At 59.5% G+C, this 16,608-nt stretch carries 15 protein-coding genes and 1 pseudogene; 11 read left to right on the forward strand and 5 right to left on the reverse strand.

Features of this window, described 5'->3' with window-relative positions; all coding sequences use genetic code 11:
- The first annotated feature begins 2 nt into the window (after positions 1 to 2).
- From AB7531_RS28565 to AB7531_RS28575, 3 genes are all read left to right on the forward strand, one after another.
- Positions 3 to 1,307, forward strand: a complete 1,305-nt coding sequence (locus AB7531_RS28565) for an LLM class flavin-dependent oxidoreductase (RefSeq protein ID WP_231144546.1) — start codon at positions 3 to 5, stop codon at positions 1,305 to 1,307.
- Positions 1,308 to 2,277: 970 nt separating this feature from the next.
- On the forward strand, positions 2,278 to 2,931 hold the full coding sequence (locus AB7531_RS28570; RefSeq protein ID WP_283018614.1) for an Arm DNA-binding domain-containing protein: 654 nt from the start codon (positions 2,278 to 2,280) through the stop codon (positions 2,929 to 2,931).
- Complete coding sequence (locus AB7531_RS28575; protein WP_283018613.1) at positions 2,871 to 3,680, forward strand: site-specific integrase; 810 nt, start codon at positions 2,871 to 2,873, stop codon at positions 3,678 to 3,680. The genes AB7531_RS28570 and AB7531_RS28575 overlap by 61 nt, the downstream gene beginning before the upstream one ends.
- A 433-nt stretch (positions 3,681 to 4,113) precedes the next feature.
- On the opposite strand, the gene AB7531_RS28580 is transcribed toward AB7531_RS28575, so the two are convergent.
- The 3 genes from AB7531_RS28580 to AB7531_RS28590 all read right to left on the reverse strand — a co-directional run bounded on the left by AB7531_RS28580 (position 4,114) and on the right by AB7531_RS28590 (position 5,963).
- Positions 4,114 to 4,275: a hypothetical protein gene (locus AB7531_RS28580; protein ID WP_187387746.1), complete on the reverse strand. Its 162-nt coding sequence runs from the start codon at positions 4,273 to 4,275 to the stop codon at positions 4,114 to 4,116.
- Positions 4,276 to 5,396: 1,121 nt separating this feature from the next.
- Complete coding sequence (locus tag AB7531_RS28585; protein ID WP_063984129.1) at positions 5,397 to 5,672, reverse strand: DUF2934 domain-containing protein; 276 nt, start codon at positions 5,670 to 5,672, stop codon at positions 5,397 to 5,399.
- Positions 5,673 to 5,726: 54 nt separating this feature from the next.
- The gene (locus AB7531_RS28590; RefSeq protein ID WP_245285774.1) at positions 5,727 to 5,963 is read right to left on the reverse strand and encodes a hypothetical protein; all 237 of its coding nucleotides are present in this window, start codon (positions 5,961 to 5,963) and stop codon (positions 5,727 to 5,729) included.
- A gap of 169 nt (positions 5,964 to 6,132) precedes the next feature.
- On the opposite strand from AB7531_RS28590, the gene AB7531_RS28595 reads away from it, so the two are divergent.
- The 7 genes and pseudogenes from AB7531_RS28595 (at position 6,133) to AB7531_RS28625 (ending at position 10,301) form a co-directional block, all read left to right on the forward strand.
- On the forward strand, positions 6,133 to 6,342 hold the full coding sequence (locus AB7531_RS28595) for a hypothetical protein (protein WP_028160561.1): 210 nt from the start codon (positions 6,133 to 6,135) through the stop codon (positions 6,340 to 6,342).
- 81 nt (positions 6,343 to 6,423) lie between these two features.
- The gene (locus AB7531_RS28600; RefSeq protein ID WP_063984130.1) at positions 6,424 to 6,693 is read left to right on the forward strand and encodes a hypothetical protein; all 270 of its coding nucleotides are present in this window, start codon (positions 6,424 to 6,426) and stop codon (positions 6,691 to 6,693) included.
- Between the two features lie 166 nt (positions 6,694 to 6,859).
- A complete protein-coding gene (locus AB7531_RS28605) occupies positions 6,860 to 7,390 on the forward strand; it encodes a septal ring lytic transglycosylase RlpA family protein (protein WP_245285773.1) in 531 nt (176 codons plus the stop codon).
- Positions 7,391 to 7,503: 113 nt separating this feature from the next.
- The gene (locus tag AB7531_RS28610; protein WP_063984131.1) at positions 7,504 to 7,767 is read left to right on the forward strand and encodes a hypothetical protein; all 264 of its coding nucleotides are present in this window, start codon (positions 7,504 to 7,506) and stop codon (positions 7,765 to 7,767) included.
- A 1,495-nt stretch (positions 7,768 to 9,262) separates the two neighbouring features.
- Entirely contained in the window at positions 9,263 to 9,544 is a 282-nt protein-coding gene (locus tag AB7531_RS28615) for a hypothetical protein (RefSeq protein ID WP_063986488.1), read from the forward strand.
- A gap of 71 nt (positions 9,545 to 9,615) precedes the next feature.
- Positions 9,616 to 10,005, forward strand: a complete 390-nt coding sequence (locus AB7531_RS28620) for an NUDIX hydrolase (RefSeq protein ID WP_084795202.1) — start codon at positions 9,616 to 9,618, stop codon at positions 10,003 to 10,005.
- Positions 10,006 to 10,301 (forward strand): annotated as a pseudogene (locus tag AB7531_RS28625) (hypothetical protein). It abuts the gene before it with no gap.
- Between the two features lie 127 nt (positions 10,302 to 10,428).
- On the opposite strand, the gene AB7531_RS28630 reads toward AB7531_RS28625, so the two are convergent.
- Positions 10,429 to 10,902: a nuclear transport factor 2 family protein gene (locus AB7531_RS28630; protein WP_063986489.1), complete on the reverse strand. Its 474-nt coding sequence runs from the start codon at positions 10,900 to 10,902 to the stop codon at positions 10,429 to 10,431.
- Between the two features lie 1,585 nt (positions 10,903 to 12,487).
- Here AB7531_RS28630 and AB7531_RS28635 point away from each other — a divergent pair.
- Positions 12,488 to 12,952, forward strand: coding sequence for a hypothetical protein (locus AB7531_RS28635; RefSeq protein WP_063984134.1), 465 nt, complete (start codon positions 12,488 to 12,490; stop codon positions 12,950 to 12,952).
- Between the two features lie 989 nt (positions 12,953 to 13,941).
- Here the strand turns inward: AB7531_RS28635 and AB7531_RS28640 are convergent.
- Positions 13,942 to 15,501, reverse strand: a complete 1,560-nt coding sequence (locus AB7531_RS28640) for a hypothetical protein (protein ID WP_283018612.1) — start codon at positions 15,499 to 15,501, stop codon at positions 13,942 to 13,944.
- Positions 15,502 to 16,608: the final 1,107 nt, after the last annotated feature.

Genomic DNA, 16,608 nt, shown 5'->3' on the forward strand with positions numbered 1-16,608 from the left:
CCATGAAACGACAGATGCATCTCGGCCTGTTCATCCTGGGCACCGGCAGTCATGTCGCGGGCTGGCGCTATCCCGGCGCGGTCGACAGCTTCCAGGACTTTGCCTCGATCCAGCAGATCGGCCGCACTGCCGAGCATGGCAAGTTCGACCTGATCTTCATGGGCGACAATCTCTATGCCGATGCGGCCGCCCATCCCTCCTACACGCTGCGGCTTGAGCCGCTGACCATGCTGGCCGCACTCGCGACCTCGACCAGCCACATCGGCCTCGGCGCGACCGTCTCCACCACCTACAGCGATCCATTCTCGGTCGCGCGCGTTTTTGCATCCCTCGATCACATCTCGAAAGGCCGCGCGGCGTGGAACGCGGTGACGACCGCCAATCCGGCAACGGCGGCGAATTTCGGCACCACCCATCCCGACCACGCTCGCCGCTACGAGATGGCCGGCGAGTTCCTGGACGTGGTCAAAGGCCTGTGGGACGGCTGGGCGGACGACGCCATTGTCGCCGACCGCACCAGCGGCGTCTACATTGATCCGGCGAAGCTGCGCGCGATCGACCATGACGGCGCGTTCTTCAAGGTGAAGGGCCCGCTCAACATCGGCCGCAGCCCGCAAGGCCGCCCCGTCGTGCTGCAAGCCGGCGGCTCCGAGGCCGGCCAAGCGCTTGCCGCGCGGACCGCCGATATCGTGTTCTCGGTGGTGCAGGACATCGAGGAAGCCAAGGCCGGCTATGCCTCGCTGAAGACGCGGCTGCCGGCGTTCGACCGCAGGCCGGAGGATGTCACGGTGCTGCCGGGCGTGATGCCCGTCGTCGGGCGCACCGACAAGGAGGCGTTCGAGAAGCTCAACGTGCTCCAGAGCTTTGTCAGCGGCAGCAACGCACTCGCCATCCTGTCCGACCGCTTCGGCCAGGACATGTCGGCCTACGATCTCGACGGACCGATCCCGGACATCTCGCCGTCCGACAGCTATCACAGCTTCGCCAGCGTCATGCTCGCCAAGGGCCGCCGCGAGAACATGACGCTGCGCGACCTCTACAATCTCACCGCCGCCGCCCGCGGCCATTGGGTGCTGTGCGGCTCCGCCGAGCGCATCGCCGACACGCTACAGCTCTGGTTCGAGGAACACGCCGCCGACGGCTTCAACGTCATGCCGCCCTATTTCCACGAAGGGTTCGAGGATTTCGTCCAGCTCGTGGTTCCTCTTCTGCAGGAACGCGGTCTGTTCCGCGCTGAGTATGAAGGCACAACATTGCGCGATCACCTCGGCCTGCAGAGGCCCGGGAATGCGTTCTTCGAGCCCTAGAGTTCGATGCAGATCGCAGACCTTCCGCACCAAGGTTGCGTAGGATCCATTCCCGCGACCTACTTGCGCTTTCCTCTTGGGCCAGACGCGCAACTTCTGCGGAGTCATATCAATACAAGATATCGACCCACACTGGCCTTCAAAGGATTTTTCTTGGTCTATCGGTGCACACGTCGTGCACACACCGGCTTCTAACCAATTGAAAAACTTGGGGTCTCGTTCCAATCCATCATGGGCAAGTTTGAGCTAGCTTCAGACGAACGGCGCAAATCAGAGAAAGCTTCATCAAATAGCTAGTCCGCGCTCCGTCGCTAGCCTTGCATCGACGCCTGGCAGCTTTTTTGGGGATCCGCCACGAGAACGTGCTTGGCAACCGGCCGACGGAGGTAGCCGCACGTATGACCACAGGGAAGCAGGCTAGCTGTATCCTGGCGCGAATGAGACACACACCCGCGTTCTCGCGGCGGATTTCTCCCGAGCTTTGCATCTCCGCCTGCCCTCTCAGTCAAGAGGGCGCAGGGAAGGTCGGTGCCGGCTGGCACCCGCGGTCCGCTGCGCGAAAGGACACGCAGGAAGAACCGCACAGCAGCATACAGGTGAAGCCCAACACACAGCCTTCCCTGCGCAGTGGTCGGACGGCTTATGCCGCGCTCTCCCGGGAGCCGAGTTCCTTCTGGCCTCCCTCGCCCCAGCGAAATTCACCGGCATCGCGCCGGTTGACGCGATTGTCGCCTCCGCAAGAGCTTGCAACGACGGCCAGGACCACACGTCTATATTTTGGCGTTCGGTGAAACACGCTGAAACTGGGAAAACTCTTTAAAACGAGTGCTTTTCGACCAGCCTGATGCGGGCTGTTTCAGCGGGCTTCACCAAAATAAGGGCCCGGCCCTAAGCCTTTCAGCGTCCGCACGACAAACTGAAAGCCTCAAAGCCGAGCCCTTTGGTCCCAAGCCTTAGGAGCCGAAACCACATGGATACTACCATTGTCCCCTCCCCCGCCGGCAAGCGGGGCCGCAACAGCAGCGTCATTCTGACCGACCGCATGTGCGAGAAACGCGTTGCCAAACGGACCAAGCTCTACGACCGTAAGTGCCCTGGTCTGTACGTAAGCATCACCACGACCGGGGTGGCAACCTTCTCGTTCAAGTTCACCGACCGGGAGACCGGCAAGCAACGCACCGGCTGGCTTGGCGTCTACAATGCTGAGACCTTCACGGTCGAGGACGCCCGTAGCAAGGTCTACGGCCTCAGGGCCAGGGGTGGCGAGGCGCTTGCCGAGACCTTCCGCGACCAGAAAGCTGCGAAGGCGAAGCGCGGCAAGACCGTCGCCGAGATCATCGACGAGCGCATCGCGTGGATGAAGACGTTGGTCAAGAAGCCCGATGGCGAGATGCGCCCCCGGCTCGAAAGCTGGCAAAACACCGCGAGCCACCTCGACCGCCTCATCCGCCCACGCCTCGGCAAGAAGCTGGCCATGGAGGTCACCAAGCACGACATCGCCACACTCTCGAACGACATCGTCGCGGCAAGTTCGGCAAGCCCTCGGTCAGCAACGCGCGCCATATGCGCAAGGCGGCCTCGGGCCTGTTCACCTGGGCGGCGGAGGCAGGCCGCGACTATGTGACCGCCAGCCCCTGCGTCAACCTGCCAAAACTCGATCCCGAACATCCCCGCACCCGGGTCCTCTCCGAAGACGAGATCAAGACGTTCTGGCACGGACTGGACCGCAACGACCTTCCCTATGACCGCCGGACCCGGCTCGCACTCAAGTTCGAACTGGTCACCATGCTGCGCTCGCGCGAACTGCTCGGCGCGCATCGGGATGAGCTGTTTGACCTCGACGGCGAGCATCCGCGCTTCGACGTGCTCAAGCGGGTCAAGAAGCGGCGGGTGATCCAGCAACCGTTATCCGATCTGGCGGTCGAGATCACCAAGGAGGCGCTCGCCTCGGATGATCAGCAATTTGTTTTCGAGAGCCCGATGTACAAGGGCCAGCCAGTTCACCGTAAAGCGATGGCCGACGCACTGCGTGGCACCAAGCACGAGAAGAACAAGGACAAGTCGAAGACCGCCGGTCTCTGCGAGCTGCTCGGTCTCAAGCCGTTCACGCCGCATGATCTGCGCCGGACGGCGGCAACGTTGGCGGTCGACCTTGGCTTTGACGATGCATGGATCGCAAAGTGCCTCGATCACGCCGCGAGCAAGAAATCGGAGCAGATCGTGCCCACCTTGACGGGTAAGGTCTACAATCACTCCAAGCGGATGAAGGAGAAGCGCGCGGTACTGGACGGCGTCGCGGCCGAGCTGCGGCGGATCGTCGGCGGGCCTGTCCCTAAGGCCCTGGCGCAGGAGGGGCCACGGCTCGCCGCCTGATTGCATCTGCCGACCGATTCTGAGTTAGGTCACAGCTCCCGCGGGCCTCTCTTCCCCTGCGCAGGAACGTACACAGCCAAGAAATGCTTTACAAATCAATGCGCAGGGCCAGTCGTGTATGGTCGGTGTCAAAAAGCGCCGCAAGTCCTGCACACCCCGTAGGGGGGCGGCCCGACGGCGTCCCGCAGCCCGAAATCCGCGACCTACGTCGGCTGCGCCGGTACAAGGCACCGCGCGCGCCGAGCCTGCGCGTGTTGGTGCGATGGGCCTTGAAGTGCAACAGCGCCGAGCAGCTCGGCCATCGTATTCCAGCGCTATGAGCGCCAGCAACGACGCCACGGCATCGAGCCGGCCGACACCCGCGCCGAGGCCAAGTTCGCCGAACAACTCGACAAACCGTTAGCCGATAGGCCAGACCAGCAAGGGGCGAACGTCACTGCAAATCGCGGTAGAGTCCAATCCCGATCATGAGCAGCGAGGCAGCTGCAAGAACTAGCGGGCAGATAAGCGGCAGCTTTTCCAGCACAGCGATAACGGCTGGCCGTCCGATAACAGTTCTTTTCACACGCGCGAAGCGCCAGCCTGCGACACCCATTCGGACGACTCCGTTTGGCCCCCAGCAGCGGCGGTCTGACTACTATCAGCGCGAAAGCGCTCGCCTGGCTAGGACTGGTCGGGCCGGAACCAAAGTGAAGGTAAAGAAATCCTTTCAACTTTGATGCGGGCCATCGTTGGCGCAAGCTCACAAACTTTTTGCGTGAATTACCAAGATAGAAATCGGCCTTTCTATTACGGCGTTCCAGTCGGCCCAACGAGCGGCGACCAAGGATCGATGACCAACCAACCACCATTGCGCGTCTTTTTCAGTTGCTTATTTTGCGGGGCGCTTCATAGCGCGATCCAAATAATGCGGCCGGTCGTGGGAAACGGACGCTTCGATTGTGAAGCGTGTGGGCGGTCCCTTCATCGATGGTGGAGCCGATACGACTTTACAGATTGGAAAGGGCCGCTCGACCCGTAAGGCCTCACCGGGTTACCGCACCTCGTCGGCCCCGCTAAAATGCGCCCATGACCGAACTCGGATTAGAGCCGGAGGTGATCCACTCACAGCCTAGGCGGAAAACCGCTGAACAACCTAACCTACTGATTGGGCCAGCGATTGTGAGCCCCACGACGTGCGTCAACTGTGACGATCACGGCTGGGTACCGGGACAGAACATCACCCTGATCAGATTTGGGCGACACAATCAATGAAGGTTGGCCCGAACGCTTCTTGCAATGCGCGCGAATGCGATCGGCCTTCAAAGAATCAAAAAGAACTTAGGAGCCAGTGAGCCCTTCTCACGTTGTTGAGGAAACAACCCAAGGAGGAACTCATGCGTCGCATCGCACTTGCAGCGATCGTTCTTGCCGCTGGCTTTACGCCGGTCATAGCTCAACAGAGCTCGCCATCGCAAAACCTGCAAAACGAAGCCGATAAAGGCATCAAGACTCACAACTCCGGTGCGTCGGGCTACGTCGGTGAACAGGACAGGCCAGGTTCCGCGGCGCAAGCGCCGGGCAGCAACTCCGGTCGCGCCGATTCCACGGCGACGGCGCCTAGCGCTCAGAATTCCGGGACCGGAATTGCCGGAGCACCTGGTAGCGAAAGCGGTCCCTCTCCCACCGGTACCGTGGGTCAGACCATGTCGACCCAGCAACAGGACTCATCCAATGTCAAAGGTCTGCCGGGAAACAAGAGCGGCCCGCCCGCCAAACGTTGACGGCTCGTTGCTCGAAGGCGCGTGGCGCAATCGCCACGCGCCCTGATTGCTCATATACCGGCAGATTATCGGTCATGCCGGGCGGAAGTTCATCTGCTTGCGACCGTTCCGCCAGAAGCTGTTTCTCGGCTTCAAACCAGAAGGCCTCCATGTCCCCGTTTGGCTCGCCCGCTGCACGCCAAAGCTCGTAGGCACGAATACGAATGTCTTCCTGACTTAAGTTTGGCATCGGTCGCTCCTCCTACTGCGCAAACCTTGCTCTAAAAGTTCTCGCGATCGATCTTCAGTGCCGCCGGAAAACGTATCGACGCTTAAGTCTTGCGGTTGTCGTCCGAGCGGCATACTCGATGCGATCTATGTCGGCGTTATCGGCCGCAGTAACGTCCAAACGCCAATTCATGTCGTTCGGATAACCTTCGTCGCATTCGATTTCGACCGCGATGACTAATTCGCCCCCCGGAAAGCTCCGGATCTCCCGCAGTGCTATCAGCTCCAGATCCTTCCTTGACACGCTGATCATTGCGAGGCTCCGCCCGCCATTTCCTCCGACAATACGTTGTGTTATTGCCTCGTTCCTAAAGCGTGAGACGAACAGCATGCCGTCTTGTCGCACTGTCAGGCACAGCAGACCCCCTCAGTTCTGGAGGAACCAGGCTCTCCGCGGTTCATTGTCGCTCGAGGAGGACGCCATGACTGACACGCCATCCCAAACCCAAACCTCAACTTTCGCTGCCGCCAACGAAACGGTCCGCGAGGTCGCACGCGATGTCCGCGAGGGGCTCGGCGACGGCAAGCCGCCTGGCCAGTGGAAGGCTATCGTCAGCGACCTAACGCGCGAGGCTCCGCTCGCATCGCTCGGAATCGCCTTCCTGATTGGATATGTATTGGCGCGCCGTTGATCGCTCTCCGCTCTTGGCGTCGAGGAGGAGGAACGTGCGGCCCTTCGAAGCCGAGGCCGCAGCCAACGGCAAGAACGCCGAATGCGTCAAAGCGCGCTGGCCAATTTCCACGATAACCGCGGCACAGCCGCGACGCTGCTCGCTGAGGCCGGCGCAGAGATCGCCGAGGCGCTATGCTGGAGCGTCGACAAGGCGCAGAAGGTGATCGATCTCTACCTCGCCAGACGTGGCGTGCTGGCGGCCAATGCAATTTCGAGATCGAAAGACTGCACCACCGGAGTAGAAGCCAAGCAGCGGCTGCTGGAGGCGAATATGATTTGTGCCTTCGGTTTTGCGGTTTCTACGGCGTGATGCGTCGCAGCGATGGCGTCTGGTGCGCTGCGTCTAAACACTCTTGGAACCACCCATCGGACCATCGGCATGCATTCACCTTTGTTCTGCACGTGGATGCGCGTGCAGGAACACAGGCCGATGAGTTCGCATTGTCCATCAGTTTCATTTGTGCGTGAGGCCGATCATGCAAGTTCTTTGTAGAATGATCGCGATTGCAACAATCCCAGCTTGGATGGCGATCTACTCAACTCCTGCTGTCGGACAAAACTTCGATGACAGGTGGTCCATCATTCCAAGAGCTCACGCGGAGCCAGCTCCTGAAGGAAGCGACCAGACAAAGAAGGACGAAACGCAAACGCAACCTTCGACCACACAGCAAACGCAACCTCAGACTTCGGAAGAGCCCTCGAAAGATCGTTCAAGAGCTCAATCTCAGAATCGAGTCTTCTCCGGCACGGCCTCCTACTATTCTTATGCCAAAGGCAAGACAGCGAGCGGTTCATCGTTTGATCGTAATCGGCTAACAGCAGCGCACCGCCGCCTGCCCTTCGGTACCAAGTTGCGCGTCACCCACGGAAGCCGAAGCGTCATCGTCATAGTCAATGACCGCGGTCCGTTCGTCCGCGGTCGTGTCCTCGACCTTTCGTTGGCCGCGGCGCGGAGCTTGGGTATTACGGATCGTGGCGTGGCTCAGGTTCATGCGGAGGTGTTGTGAACATTCGACCACTCGAGGAGTATCGGACAGATCGCTTGTGCAGATAGATAGGTGACGAGCTACCAGCACCGCGCACACATCACCGCCGCGCGGGCGGCCAATGGGATACGCCGATGAAGCACACCGAAGAACGACCCTATGCTGACCCGGAAGCGGCCGCGCGCAAGCTCGTCGAGCTCGCAGCGAGCGTCGACCCTGTCCAGGACGGCCGGATCTATATCGAGAGGATCAACGCGCCCTTCTTGTTCAAGCTGAAGGGCAGCGGCAGCGAATTCGGCGCCGGGCTCAAACACGCGATCGAGCGCGGCTGGCTCCAGATGCACGAGAGCGGGACTTACGTGCGCTTGCTAGGCCCGGGCGGCCTACTCACTCAATAGATCAGGGTAAAGGACAACCAGCCCGAGAGAAGCGCGCAAAAACCAATTCCCACATAAGGCAATGCAAGGCGCATCGGGTATTCCCTCCGAGACGCGAAATATGCCGTCAGTCTTTCATGGCGGTCGGCCGACGACAACGAATCTGAAGTTGTATTCTTGCGCTTCTTGCGCCGCGCGCCACCTGCAGCATGAAAGAGGCCGCCAACCGAGGCGGCCTGCCTTAATGCCTGCTGATCGGCTCAAATCTATCGAGCCTGGTTGCGCCTTCCCAAAGCTCTACCGTGTACCCGTCTACAAGCAATTTGGCTCGCTCCCTAGCCTCCGCCTCATCGTGTACCTCAAGGTCAACTCGGAGCGTTATGTGCCCCTCATCATCGATTATGTATGCGCGAAACTCTCGCATGACTCCGCCCAAAACACCGCCTCGTTCCGAAGCAGGAACGCTATCGAAATTAGGCGACAATTTCAAACTAGGCCACTGAGCCCGGAAACCGGCTAATGAACAAAAATGAGGTACAGGAGGGCTGCCGCCAGCAGGACGCCCAAAACCGTATTGGCATTGGGACCCATCTTTGAATCCTCTGCCCGTGGAGGCCCCAGCATCGGGCCGGGGGGCGTAATGATGCTGGGGCTTCCGGACAGGCTTCTGTCTCGTGGGACCGAGACCGTCACCGCATAACACAAGCCGGGCGCGACATAGACGTTCCCAGCCAAGTTCTAAATCTCCCCTGCGTGTGGCTGTTTCACACAGCGCTCGCTCGGCCGATCGGGGTCCAGCTTGGTGCTACCCCTGCACCGTTGACGTTTTGCGCCGCGGGGATTCTGCCGAGCCAGGAACATCGTGGTTTTTGCCAAGTTTTCCCGACGCCATCGGGCTCGCCGAAGGTAACCTCTAGGCCCCGGCTCATCCCCATTTGGGCTGGGGCCCTTTTTTGGGAATTGTATAGGCGCCCGCACGACGAAAAGTTTCGCAAGAGTTCCTTCACCTTGATCTAGGGATACGGCCGGTGGGCAATAGCGGGAGATCGCTTCGCATGGAAGATGGCGCTCAGCCGTTACCTCGGATGCGAGATACACGAAAATGTCGGGCATAACTTTCGTTGTTTACAATCCGCCCCAGCTGGGGCTCCCGTACCTTGCCGTGATGATTGCACCGAACGTCGAAGTCGTAGCGGTGCCATTCGAAACTCCAGCAGAGGCCGAAAACCACAACATTGAGAGCGCTGCCAAGACTACGCGCTATGCGCCCGCGAGCAGTCGCGAATGACGCCCGCCATCTTGGGGCCAGCGCTACTCGTTAAGCAAACACGCGCAGCCTCGGCTTCGGGACGGGGCCGTGTGGGAGATGCACGGCCTTGTGCTTGGGGTGAGGGCCCGCCAGCTCAGCCAGCCCCGGCGGGCCTTCCCTCACCACGACGCGCAGTGGCTCGCGTTCGTTCCGCGGACCAAGGGATTGATAATTTGCGACGCGCTTGGATGCCGCTTTGATCGCGGCATGCTTTGCCCTACCCGCCGCCACACGCCTACGCACCCCGACGGGCGACCACTCAAGATCACCTTCGGCGAGATGCGCGAGATGGGCTTGCGTGGCGTCCTCATCTATTGCCACTGCGGCCATCACGTTGCTTTCGGCACCGATCGCTGGCCCGACGATGTCCGGCTGTCAGATGTCGAGCCGCGCTTCGTCTGCACCGCCTGCGGCGGGCGCGGCGCAGACGTACGACCGGACTTCAACTGGAACGCCAAAGGGCCAATCGGTGGCATGGGGTATCGGTAGGCACCGTTTGGAACAAAGGGCCATCCAGCTATAATCGCTGACGATTCTTCATGGAGGCTCATTCAGCTGAAATGGCAAAGGCATCTAAGCTCGTTGCAGCCAAACGTGGCAAAGTTCTTTTGGTGAGGCGCCGGAGCGATGGTTTGTGGATGTTTCCCGGCGGCCGGAAGCGGTCGCGAGAAACCGAAAAGGATTGCTTGCGACGGGAGATCAAGGAGGAGTTGCCGCGGCTGAAGCTCGGCCGGCTGAGCCTCTGGAGAGAGGTGAAGATCAAGAACAAGTACTCCGGCCGCAAGATGAGCGACGCGATCTTCATCGCCAAGGGAGCCAAGGGCAGGCTCGAGATCGGCGACAAGAAGGAGATCGACCGCGCCGTTTGGCAAAAGCCCCGTGGGGTGCGCCTGACGCCAACATCACGCTTTATTCGCGACCGGCTATTTCCGAGAAAATCTAACCGGTGAATGACTGGCCGAGGATGGCGTCGGCCTTTCGAGGATCCCATCTGTATCGGCGACCGCGTACTGCGACGCTGCTCGACGCCGGCGAATACATTGCCGCACTGCCGAAGAAAGAGCACGCCGCGCCGGAATGGCAAGCAGCGATGGAAGCCTTGATCCTGGTGGCGGAAGGTGGCGGCCCGACGATGTTTGCCCGCATCGGGGTCGTGCGAGCCCTAAACCGGCACTACGTCCCAGAGCTCAACCCGAAGGGCAAAGAGCCGCACTGGGGGCGGCGGAAGCTGAAGAGGGATCAATGAACCGAGGCCGCCAATTGAAGGCGGCCTCTATCCGGATCTTAACGTGAGGCAGAATGGTACAGATACCCCTGCGGGTGTCCTAATTAGGACAGCGCCGTATGACTTCCTTGAGCAAGCGCAACGGATGCTAAAGCCCGAGGTCGGATAGGCTGGGATGATCCGCGGGACGCGGGGCGCTACGGTCCCAATGATACTTGCGCTCCGATGCCTTGATTGGGAGGTCGTTGATGCACGCGAACCTGCGTCGCATCAGTCCATCTTCGTTGAACTCCCAGTTCTCGTTCCCGTACGAGCGGAACCAATTTTCCGAGTCGTCGTGCCATTCGTACGCGAAGCGAACGGCGATCCGATTTTCATTGAAGGCCCAGAGCTCCTTTATGAGCCGATAATCCAACTCCTTAGTCCACTTCCTAGTAAGAAACGCGACGACTTCCGCGCGTCCTTTCGCGAACTCGGCCCGATTTCTCCAATAGGTATCGGTCGAGTACGCCAAGGCGACCTTTTCTGGGTTGCACGAATTCCAGCCATCCTCGGCCTGCCGTACCTTGATGATGGCGGTTTCACGTGTGAACGGGGGAAAAGGGGGGCGGCTCTCGGACATTTGGGGCTCCATTGGCGAGATTAACTAGAGACCTTCACAACAGTTACTCTAGTGGCATCAGGGCGGCCGTCGAGAACCGACCTTGCAAATTTGCACGATCCTTTTTGACGCACCCTGTTACCACATTGTCCCGACTTGGCGTCGGGCACGGTGTGCAATCAAGAAGCTGCTCTGGCAGCTAAGCGGAGCCCTCCTTCAGCACGTGCATTTAACAAACTGCCTGTTTTTCCCGGTGTATCACAACCACGTGCACGAAATTCTTTGATGAGCCCACGAAACACAGTGGAAACACGCCAGGCCTAACGCTCCCCGCTTGGAATTGAAGAGGGGAGTTCCAAATGACGATTTTCGAAGTGATTGCTGTCGCACTTTCCGCCGGCGTTCTGCTTTCGGCATATGCCTCAGACCTGGGCGCTGACGTTGTCCTAGCGATTGTCTCCTGCCTTACCTGATGAGAAGGCCCGCCAGCGTGAACCGGCGAGCGCAGTCACAACCTGTGGCACGCCCATTGCAAAATTAGCGCTAACTGGGATTTCAGTGCTCAGTTTGAGAATGAGACGCTGCCGGGACATGTATTTCGAGCTCGGCAGCGTTCTATTTTGAGACTAGTGGGACAGCCAGCCATGCGTCATCATCCACTGGTGGGCTCCCGGGAGTGCTAGGCCCGCCAGCGTGCACTGGTGGCCCCTGAAACCTTCCTAGGTTTCGTGCGTAGGACCTATATCCGAGGTTTTTGTTAGGTCCCATCTCGGGGCTGGAAATGAACACCGCCGCCGGGACATGTATTTGAGCCCGGTGGCGTATTTCCTTCTCTGCTTCCTTCTTCTCCTAGCATGCCGTCAGTCGCTCCCAGTCACGCTTCCTGTGCGTTCAGCGCCGCCGCTTCATGCTGCCCCTGCTTGAACCCGGCTCCTACGCCCGACTCTACTCGGATCTGCTCCTAGATGCCGGCGCCGGTGAAGGCGGCGAAGGTGTCGCGAACACGCGCGGACATAGCCGACCAAGATCCCGCCGTCTCGATGAAGCTGCCGAAACCAGGCCCTGTCGCTGCACCTCATGCAGGCTGCGCTCTCGCCGACACCGACGTCCAGTTTAGCGAGAGTTCTGAGATCGACGGGGGCGAGATGTTTGCCCATGCTTGCAAGGTCGGGCTCGAAGCCGTCGTCTCCAAGTGCGTGACAGCAATTGTCCGTCGCGAAGCTGAATTGAGGGTCGGCCAAAAGATGCACGCGGCTTTCGAAGCCTCTGCAAGTCTAATGGCTGGAGCTTCGGGCAATGAAATAGTCCTCAGTATCGACGGCATGTCGCGGCGAATGCGAAGCGACTGGGCGGGCTCAATTCGGGTCGGAGTCGAAAACGTGCGCTCAGGCGGATCGCTGTCCAGACGGAACTAGCTTAACGGCATTAGGTGAGAGAAACTGACGGATTAAAAGCCGTCAAAGACGTTCGAAGTTGCAAAGGTGCGACAGGGGATCAACGAACATGAGATGTCGGCCTCAGTAAGTGGGACTTTCGGAACGTCGCGCTGCATAGCAGGTTGTCGTCTGGCAACGACCTTGGTCGATCGTCATCCTTGGAGTGTCAGATGAGCAAACGTAAACCGGCAACGGCGTCAAAGCACGCCCGCCGCCCGAGAATGGTCGCGAAGGCCCAACGGACTGCGCAAGCTATTATCAGAAGCCCGAAAGCGGGCGTTCCGCCCGTGAGCGCAGATTCGCAGCAAGACGCCCTCCCCGTTAAGAATCCGCTTCTTGTCACGGATGCAGCCCTACAAAATGACTCCAAACAGATGACGGAAAACAATTCAAAGAGAGGGGTTGATATTCTTTCTTCAGCCAACGCAAACGTGCGAGCTTATCAAGCGCAGCTACTGGAAATGGCACAAACCAACATGCAATTTGCTTTTGAATTCGCTCAAAGGCTTGCGATGATTAAGGCGCCCCTTGAATTTCCCGGTGTAATCGCAGAATTCACAAACAAGCGGATCGCCATGTTCCGGAAGCATTCCTCGGAGATGGCTGAACTAAGTACCAAATCGTGGACTTTCTAAAAGCCAAGCTCACCCCAATTAAGGACGTTTCCGCTCTGCACCGATAGCGGCCTTTCGGATAGTTACTATTGGCCCATGCCCGAACCAGCTAATCGTGTTCAGAGATGCTTCTGAACCCGAAGCGGGACGACGAGAGTAGTATCAGGCTCTACGTCAGACGTATTCACTGACGCGCAACACCCGCATTGAATAGATCAGCTCTTCAATTCCAGCGAGAAACGACTGCGAGAACTGCGCATGCCGGAAGGCTTTCGGGGTGGAGGTCGACAAGAACGGCTGGCGCCCACTGAGGCGCGTGTACGGGTGAGTGGCCCCAAGCGCCTCCGGGGCTCGAGAGGAGCGGAGACGCCGGGACCGCCACGACGCACCGGCTCAAGGCTGGGCGTCGGTAGATATTCTCCGCCCCTGGATTCATCGCAGGCTCTAACAAATGTTGAGCGTTCGAGATTAACTTTGCCGAGAACTCTTCTCTCATGTCGGCGCACGAGCCAACCGTCTATCTGGTCGCCAACGACTTTGGACAGGCTGGCCGTGCCTGGCGCGAAGCCGACCTTGAGACTGCGAATCTTGAAAGCGTCATTCAAGATCTCCTCGTCGGCGATATTGCAGGTCGATCAAGGTCGTCGCCGTCAACATGGAGAGCGCTGGTCCGAGAGGGATGTTGCATCGCTGCAATCTGCAACTGAGCGACGTCCCGTCGTATCTCAGGAGTTCATAAGCCTGCGCCTCGTATAGCGATGGCCTTCCAACGGAAAAAGCTGGAAGCGCATGGCATCAAGGCGCCGTTTCCCGTTTCGTGCAGCCGGTACTCGCCTCCGCGATCGAGCGATGGATTCACGAAATCAAGTTCGACGGCTATCGGGCGCAGGTCCAGATGCCCACGAAGTCGTCAAGGTCTTCACGCGGTGCGGCCACGGGCTGGACCTGTCGCATCCCTAGCCGCTTGCGCCGTCGGCCGATCGCGACCATGGTAACGAAGAGGAGCGCTCTCAAACAAACAAAAAGTCATTCGCCGTCATCAAGTCGGTGAAGTTTGCAAGCGTTACCTGATCAGCTCCCGCCATGATAATGGTGCTAGTTCCGCTCTGGGTGATGACAAGGTCACCAAACGAGTGCACACCCGCAACGTCAATGAAAGCGATCCTATCATCCTGGCATTGGCTGAAATCTTGGATGAGATTGTTGGCTCCAACAGTCATTAGACCATTGTCCTTGAATACAAACGTATCGGAACCTCCATGAGCATTGCCGCTCAGTTCACCATCTCCCCACATCTCATTGCTGACTGTGCAACCTTGCCCAGCCGTCCCCGCGTATAGGACATCGCTGCCGCCCTTAGCACGACCTGAAATTTGCGCCGCATCGCCCCATAAGAAGTTGTCGACCCGGCCGCTGTCAACGGCGTGGCCCCCGAAGATAAGATCATCGCCTCCTTGGGTCGCCCCGCCCATGACTTGCGCGTCTCCATAGAGCTGGTTCACAACATCCGTCACCGAACTGTCGCCGCCGCTGAGACTGTCATTACCTCCGCTGGTAGCGTCGAGCATCGTAACAGCATCGCCAACGGCGAAGTTCTTGGTACCCAGCAACGTCGCAAGGTCGTTCCCGCCTTGCGCATGGCCGGACATTGTGGCGCCGGCGTCCCCGTAAAAAGACACCGTGGAGCCGCCCTCGTTTATGAAAGTATCGTTGCCACCCTTGGCAAAGCCGGAGATGTCACCGCCGGCATCGCCATAGAAGGTCTTCGACATGATCGCCCCACCGGAGCCCGTGAAACGGTCGTCGCCTCCCTCAGCATGGCCGGACATGTTGCCTCCGGCATCACCGTAGAACACCTGCGTTGCGAACAAGGCCCCGTTGAAGGTGTCGTTGCCACCTTTGCTGTGGCCGGTCATGTCACCGCCGGCATCCCCGTAGAATGTGTTGCCTGAGTCCGTTCTGGCGGTGAATGAGTCATCGCCGCCCTGGGCGTGACCGGACATGTTGCTTCCGCTATCACCAAAAAAGATGTTTCCAGCCTGCCTAGAGCCCTGAAAGCTGTCGTCCCCGCCCTTGCTATGGCCAGACATGTCGCCGCCCGCGTCACCGTAAAAGGTGTGGGTGCCGCCCTGTACCGTCTGAGTTATGAAACTGTCATCGCCGCCCTGAGCATGACCCGACATGGCGCCGCCAGCGTCGCCGAAGAACGTATTGATTTGCTGTCTGCCGGTACCACTCAAGAAGGTATCGTTGCCGCCCTTACTTTGGTCCGACATGTCGGCACCCGCGTCGCCGTAGGCAGTGACACTGGTCGCGGTGAGTCCGTTAAAAATGTCATCGCCGCCCTGAGCAGAATCGAAAATACTGCCGACCACGTCCCCATAGAATGTGTAGTTGGAAGGTCCGATTTCATCGAAAGTGTCGTTCCCTCCCTTCGAGAAGTCGAACATGCTGCCACCAGCATCACCGAACGAGGTCGGTGCGCCTGGGGTGCCTATCAGGTTGTCGTCGGTGCCGAATTGATGATTGACCAGGTCACCCGGGGTAAGCGGAACAGGCTGCCTGCGCATCGGAAGTCCTCCTCGGCTGCATCCAATACAATCTTAGGCTGTTTCGTCAGGCCAGCGAACCAACTATAAGTGGGTACATCCTTTAAGCCATCCCGTCCTAGAGGCCGAAGACGTCGCGTCTCGCTTCATCTAACCGGGATGAGGTATGGGCGGCTAGATCCGCTTTGGGTCACACGGCGACATGCCGAGATCTCGCCACGTGACAACTACATGCCGTAGCTTGCTCTTCCTGGCGCGGCTCCGAGACCCATCAATTCCCGATAGCGCAACAGCACGGCTTCGCGTAGCGCACGGCTTGAGCTCGATACGGAGCCGACTCCTAAGACGATCAGCAGCAAGCCCAACCAGGTCACCGCCCACCCCCTCCCCTCATCGCCGGCCCCCCTAGGGCCCATGCCCACCGGCAGAACCGGGGGCATCGAGGCAGCAGCGGCGTCACTCGCAGCCGCAAGAAGCTTCTCTACGTCAACTTGGGGCGGCACGGAGAACTCCGCCGTGAGCTGGTTGGTACGCCGATGCAGGTCGGGTACCGCTGGTATCGGGGCCGTCGTGCTCGTTCCAAGTTCGGAAGCAGCCTCAGCTACTTTGAATTCAGGGACAGGGGGCTGAGACTGCTCGGCCGGTCTGGGCCGCAGCAACTCTGCGCGCGCGTCAACGACCGGGCTCCGCTTACGACTAGCCACGGGATCTTTAGCTATGCGAGAACGAACGGGCTTCTTCACTGTCGCAATGCCCTCGGCCAGGAACCAACATTTGCGGCGACCATCGACTCGATAGACCCAATGCTGGTCATCGGGGACCGAGTCGCCGGGCCGCGCCAAGCATTCCGCTCGCGCCGGATAGGTCGGAGCACGTGCGCGCGGAGCGATATTGAACAAGTCGTCAAGAGGGTCGGAGGACGCGGGCGTCGTTGAAAGAATTCCAGCGAGAGCAAAACCAGCGAAGCAAAATCTCAAATAACCGGATATCGAAAACTCCCGGTGTATCGTCCCCACCCCCTCGACCCTTCGCGCCGACATGGGCGGCATACGGCTCAAAACTGGCGGCGCAAGGGATTCATTGTGTTCGTGACTAGTCCGGGTCCGAAGCAGCCGCAGCTGCGAAGTG

This window comes from Bradyrhizobium sp. 63_E2_N1_3, assembly GCF_052076005.1.
GTDB lineage: Bacteria > Pseudomonadota > Alphaproteobacteria > Rhizobiales > Xanthobacteraceae > Bradyrhizobium > Bradyrhizobium barranii.

Excerpts from the sequence above, each read along its gene's own strand:
- AB7531_RS28565 (WP_231144546.1), top strand. The coding sequence starts at position 3 with ATGAAACGACAGATGCATCTCGGCCTGTTCATCCTGGGCACCGGCAGT.
- AB7531_RS28570 (WP_283018614.1), top strand. The coding sequence starts at position 2,278 with ATGGATACTACCATTGTCCCCTCCCCCGCCGGCAAGCGGGGCCGCAAC.
- AB7531_RS28575 (WP_283018613.1), top strand. The coding sequence starts at position 2,871 with ATGCGCAAGGCGGCCTCGGGCCTGTTCACCTGGGCGGCGGAGGCAGGC.
- AB7531_RS28580 (WP_187387746.1), bottom strand. The coding sequence starts at position 4,275 with ATGGGTGTCGCAGGCTGGCGCTTCGCGCGTGTGAAAAGAACTGTTATC.
- AB7531_RS28585 (WP_063984129.1), bottom strand. The coding sequence starts at position 5,672 with ATGCCAAACTTAAGTCAGGAAGACATTCGTATTCGTGCCTACGAGCTT.
- AB7531_RS28590 (WP_245285774.1), bottom strand. The coding sequence starts at position 5,963 with ATGATCAGCGTGTCAAGGAAGGATCTGGAGCTGATAGCACTGCGGGAG.
- AB7531_RS28595 (WP_028160561.1), top strand. The coding sequence starts at position 6,133 with ATGACTGACACGCCATCCCAAACCCAAACCTCAACTTTCGCTGCCGCC.
- AB7531_RS28600 (WP_063984130.1), top strand. The coding sequence starts at position 6,424 with ATGCGTCAAAGCGCGCTGGCCAATTTCCACGATAACCGCGGCACAGCC.
- AB7531_RS28605 (WP_245285773.1), top strand. The coding sequence starts at position 6,860 with ATGCAAGTTCTTTGTAGAATGATCGCGATTGCAACAATCCCAGCTTGG.
- AB7531_RS28610 (WP_063984131.1), top strand. The coding sequence starts at position 7,504 with ATGAAGCACACCGAAGAACGACCCTATGCTGACCCGGAAGCGGCCGCG.
- AB7531_RS28615 (WP_063986488.1), top strand. The coding sequence starts at position 9,263 with ATGCTTTGCCCTACCCGCCGCCACACGCCTACGCACCCCGACGGGCGA.
- AB7531_RS28620 (WP_084795202.1), top strand. The coding sequence starts at position 9,616 with ATGGCAAAGGCATCTAAGCTCGTTGCAGCCAAACGTGGCAAAGTTCTT.
- AB7531_RS28630 (WP_063986489.1), bottom strand. The coding sequence starts at position 10,902 with ATGTCCGAGAGCCGCCCCCCTTTTCCCCCGTTCACACGTGAAACCGCC.
- AB7531_RS28635 (WP_063984134.1), top strand. The coding sequence starts at position 12,488 with ATGAGCAAACGTAAACCGGCAACGGCGTCAAAGCACGCCCGCCGCCCG.
- AB7531_RS28640 (WP_283018612.1), bottom strand. The coding sequence starts at position 15,501 with ATGCGCAGGCAGCCTGTTCCGCTTACCCCGGGTGACCTGGTCAATCAT.